This window comes from Vibrio sp. R-1, assembly GCF_035615595.1.
Classification (GTDB): domain Bacteria; phylum Pseudomonadota; class Gammaproteobacteria; order Enterobacterales; family Vibrionaceae; genus Vibrio; species Vibrio cholerae.
On record NZ_WPDC01000157.1, the window covers coordinates 1 to 3,143 of the forward strand.

Here is a 3,143-nt window from a genome sequence, read left to right on the forward strand (position 1 = left end):
TGCTGTTGCTGTTGCTGTGCAGCTTTGACCACGTCTAAATTGTGTCGTGCATCTTGATGATTCGGCTCTTGCTTGAGAACTTGTTCGTACAAATCCTGCGCTTTCTGTAACTCTCCTGTTTGCGCATAAGCATTGGCGAGATTGTACTGCGTGGCAGTATCAGGGTTAGCGATTTGCGAATAGGCGTCAATGGCTCCTTGGTAATCTTTGGCATAGTAACGAGCCGCGCCTTGCCAGCGTGGATCGCGAAAGGCTTCAGCGGCTTGCGCATATTGCTCATTGTTGAACATGCGCATCGCTTGCTGATCTTGATTTAACCATGCAGAGGCCCAAGCCTGCTGGTTGGGCAAACTCACACCGAAAAGCAGCAGTAAGCTGAAAATTACCCCACGGCGAAATAGGCATAAAGCGGCGATCAAGAGGGGCAATACAAACCAGTAACCGTTATTGACGCGCTCCGTGATGGCTTGACGAGAAGTCGATTCGGCAATATCAATCGGCTGCTGAGTCAGGCTGAGGATGTGCGCCACATCTGCGCCATCCGCACGATACGCAGTCAGCACGCCTTGAACGCGTTGTGAGAGCTGCTGTAATTGGTCAAATGCGGTTTTGGCAATCACGGTCTGGCCTTGACGATCTTTTAGCAGGCTACCATCCCCTAAAGGGATGGGCGCGCCGCTAGGAGTGCCGACCGCAAGCGTCACCAAACGCCATGGGCTACCTTGTAACAACGAGATCAATTTTTCTCGTTCTGTCACACTCATATCATCGGTGATAAGAATCAGATCCCCTTGCTGATGACCCGATTGCTGGAGCATGGTGATCGCTAAACTCACTGCGGCAGCGGCATCTGAGCCTTGATAGGGCATGATGTCTGGGGAGAGATTCGGCAGCAGATTGGCGAGCGTTGCACTGTCACTCGTCAATGGGCTCACCACATAAGCATCGGCGGCGTAAGCCACTAAGCCCGTGCTGCCTTCTTGCCAACCTTTTAGGAGGTCAAGTGCCTTATAACGCGCCTGTGTTAAACGGTTTGGCGTTAGGTCGGTTGCGTACATCGAGCGTGACATATCCATAATTAACACACGTGCGGCGCTATTTTGCACACTCGGACGTTCAGCGGATTGCCAGCTTGGGCCCGCCATCGCAAGGGTGGCGACGATCCAACTGAGTGCTAATAATCCCCCAAAAGAGCGCCGCGTGCGAGTTTCAATCCCCAACGCTTGCGCGAGATGAGGGGCAATCAATCCCCGTTGGTTTTGGCGCAGCCCTCGCCAAGCGGCGAGCAACAACAGAGGCATCAACAACCCTAACCAGTGTGGGTAGAGAAAAATCAACGATGACATGTTATCTCCTCACGATAACCAAAATGACCGAGAGCAGCAGTGCCAAACCCAGTGGATAGAAAAACCACTCGGTTTGTGGGCGCCAAGTTTGATTGGATTGGCTAATTGGCTCCAGTTGGTTAATGGTGTCATAGATGTTTTGCAAATCTTGTTGATTACGGGCGCGGAAATAGTGTCCACCTGTGGTGGTCGCGATGGTTTGCAGTGTCTTTTCATCCAGATCTTGCGCGGTATTCACCTTACGACTGAACAGAAAATCTTTGACCACCATTTCACCTGCACCGACGCCGACGGTATAAATCGTGGTGTGGTACTGTTTGGCGATGTCGGCGGCTTCAAGCGGGTCAAGCACTCCCGCGGTATTGCTGCCATCACTGAGCAAAATCATCACGCGTTGCGGCGCATTACTGTCGATAAAGGTTTTGGTCGCGAGTCCAATCCCTTCACCAATCGCGGTTTGAGTGCCGATAAGTTTAAGTACCGCTTGATTAAGTTGGTTAGCGACGGTTTGTCTATCCAACGTCAAAGGCGTTTGCAGATAGGCGTGATCGGCAAATAGGATCAGTCCGATGCGATCGCCTTCGCGCTTAGCGATGAATTCAGACAATACCTGTTTGACTGCAGTTAACCTATCCACCATCTGCTGGCCGGACTGCATATCCTCTTGACTCATCGAGTAGGAGAGGTCGACCACCAGCATTAGGTCGCGATGTGACGTACTGGTGCTGATAGGATCTCCGTACCACACGGGTCTTGCCGCCGCGGTGAGCAGCAAAAACCATACACCAACCGCGAGTAATCGAGGAAGCCAAGTCGCGGGGCGTGAACCTGATGTGCTGGGAAGGTAGGGCAGCTTAATCGCCGCCCGAGGTTTGAGGGCTGGAGTAAAAAAATAGATAACCCAAGGCAGTGGTAGAAAAAACAGCATCCACCACCAAATAAACTCAAAACTTGCCAATGCCTGATTTTCTCCGCTTTTTCGGCGGCAAGGCGCTTTCTACCCAGTGATAACAGTGGTGAACCAGCTCATCAGCATTGTTCACTTTTTGTTTCTGGTATAAGGCTTGCTGCCACAAGGTTTCGTTGGGTACGAAGAGTGGATGGCCCACTTGGGCATCTAAAAAGGCGTACCAATCTTTACCGGTTAAATGCGCAATCTCCTCGCGAGGGTAGTAGCACAGTGCCGCCTGACGAACCAATTCAATAGCAGAAGAGGGCGTTTGCGGAGTCACTGTCAAACTCAAAAGGCGTAATGCGGTTTTTTTAGGGGCCAGCCGACGGCGATGCCAACGCACTGCCAATCCGATAATAAGCATCACGATAAGAATGCCGGCTAAACTTGCCCACCATCCCCAAGCCAATGGAAACCAGCTAGGGAGTTCAGGCAGATGTAGGCCGTTGAGATCCAGTGATGTGGTTGACGATTCCTTCATTTCTTATGGTCCGATAATTGTTGCAGCAAAGGTATCCCGCTTGAAACTGAGCGGTAGTCCATTTCCAATAATAGACAGAGTGATTTTAGTTTTTCTTTTTGAGTTTCAAAGGCTTTTTTGATACCTGCCCGCGTACTATTTATCGAAAAGTTGAGCCAGCGCGTCTCTTGGTTATTTTGTACTTGCTCAATACCACGAAATGAGGTGTCTCCTTGCTCTAAAGGATCATGAATCTGTACCAGCCGCACGCGATTATGGCGACAGAGTTGACGCAGCGATAGCGCGTGTTGCTCGGTATCCAAATCGACAAAATCGCTGATCAGCACCACTTCGCTGCCTTTTGGGCACAAACGGTTAAGGGTAC

General features: G+C 50.9%; 3 protein-coding genes and 1 pseudogene. All 4 read right to left on the reverse strand.

Annotation, left to right across the window (positions count from 1 at the left end; all coding sequences use genetic code 11):
• Window positions 1-1,346, reverse strand: a 1,346-nt coding sequence (locus GOU96_RS17145) for a VWA domain-containing protein (RefSeq protein ID WP_324702040.1), incomplete at its 3' end; no start/stop codon positions are given.
• 1 nt (window position 1,347) lies between these two features.
• Window positions 1,348-2,274 carry a vWA domain-containing protein gene (locus tag GOU96_RS17150; protein WP_371311724.1) on the reverse strand — a complete coding sequence of 309 codons (927 nt, stop codon included), beginning with the start codon at window positions 2,272-2,274 and terminating at the stop codon, window positions 1,348-1,350.
• Between the two features lie 16 nt (window positions 2,275-2,290).
• Window positions 2,291-2,779: a DUF4381 domain-containing protein gene (locus tag GOU96_RS17155; RefSeq protein ID WP_000665196.1), complete on the reverse strand. Its 489-nt coding sequence runs from the start codon at window positions 2,777-2,779 to the stop codon at window positions 2,291-2,293.
• A pseudogene (locus GOU96_RS17160) lies at window positions 2,776-3,143 on the reverse strand (DUF58 domain-containing protein); the annotation flags it as partial. The pseudogene GOU96_RS17160 and the gene GOU96_RS17155, both read right to left, overlap by 4 nt.

Coding starts and splice junctions, on each gene's coding strand:
- GOU96_RS17155 (WP_000665196.1), bottom strand. CDS start 2,779: ATGAAGGAATCGTCAACCACATCACTGGATCTCAACGGCCTACATCTG.
- GOU96_RS17150 (WP_371311724.1), bottom strand. CDS start 2,274: ATGCTGTTTTTTCTACCACTGCCTTGGGTTATCTATTTTTTTACTCCA.